This window comes from Paramaledivibacter caminithermalis DSM 15212 (assembly GCF_900142245.1).
Taxonomy (GTDB): domain Bacteria; phylum Bacillota; class Clostridia; order Peptostreptococcales; family Caminicellaceae; genus Paramaledivibacter; species Paramaledivibacter caminithermalis.
Window position 1 is genome coordinate 1 of sequence record NZ_FRAG01000151.1, and the last position, 1122, is coordinate 1122.

Annotated in this window: 3 protein-coding genes; all 3 read right to left on the bottom strand. The window is 31.9% G+C overall.

The window, feature by feature from the left end:
* Window positions 1-519 (bottom strand): recombinase family protein (locus BUB36_RS18985; protein ID WP_131821396.1); only part of this gene is annotated, 519 nt, incomplete at its 3' end.
* Window positions 520-644: 125 nt separating this feature from the next.
* Window positions 645-773, bottom strand: coding sequence for an SHOCT domain-containing protein (locus tag BUB36_RS20485; RefSeq protein ID WP_278247883.1), 129 nt, complete (start codon window positions 771-773; stop codon window positions 645-647).
* A gap of 1 nt (window position 774) precedes the next feature.
* Window positions 775-1122 (bottom strand): peptidoglycan recognition protein family protein (locus tag BUB36_RS19390; RefSeq protein WP_131821398.1); only part of this gene is annotated, 348 nt, incomplete at its 5' end.

The following is a 1122-nucleotide window of genomic DNA, read 5'->3' on the forward strand; positions in this document are numbered from 1 at the left end:
GCCTTCTTTAAATCTTTTCTGAACTGCCCATTTAATGTTTTCCGACATATTCCTCGACTCATCTTGAGCAATAGAACTTAATACGCTGAGTATTAACTCACTTTCAGCACCCATTGTATTAATATTTTCTCTTTCAAAATAAACTCCTACATTAAGATCTTTTAGGGTTCTTACTACTTCTAGACAATCAGCTGTGTTTCTTGCAAATCTCGAGATGGATTTAGTGATAATTAAATCAATTTTCCCTTTCTCACAATCTTTAATCATCCTATTAAACTCTACTCTTTTGGCAGCAGTTGTACCTGAAATTCCTTTATCAGCATATATGCCTGCAAACTCCCATTTTGGATTGTCTTTAATATATCTTTCATAGTATGTGGTTTGTGTTTCAAAGGACTCAGATTGTTTACTACTTCCTGTACTGACTCTGCAGTAGGCGCATACTTTAAGCTTTGATTTGTTAAATGAAGTGTCATGCACTTTATAATTTTTTGCTGGAATGGTCCTTACTTTTTTCAAATGCTTAGCCTCCTTTCTTTAAGGTAGTAGTATGTTACCTCTACACCCCACTCAAAGCAAGTAATTTACGGTGTGGGAACATGTAGAAAAAGACAAAAAAAATATAGGGGCTCATATACAAAACCCTATTTATTAAAGATATTTTTATTTAATCTATCAATTTCTTTAAATTCCTCTTCATTTATTAATTTCTTTTTCAAAAGTTCCTTTAATAATGCTCTACTCATTACATACTCAAGTGTTTCTGTAGTCATTCTATCTACCTTCTTTCTCAATAATAAATTTTGCTATTCTTTCAATTAATATAGCAACATATTCACCTTTGACTGTTTTTCCTTTGACTGCATTTTCTAGCCAATAATCTGGCGAGTTAATTACTCCTACTTTAGTTAAAACTTTTAAATCTTTATTTAGTTCATCCTTTGTTTTTTCACTTAATCTCTCTTTAAACTCCCACCATTTCTCCCAGTTATTTTCACTCATGCTTCTTGGGCATATCTTTCTGCTGGCATCATAATGTCTTACAACTCTATCTAAAGGGATATCATACTTTTCCATTAAGCACTTAACTAAATCTATTGTGTTATCTACTGCCTTTTCATA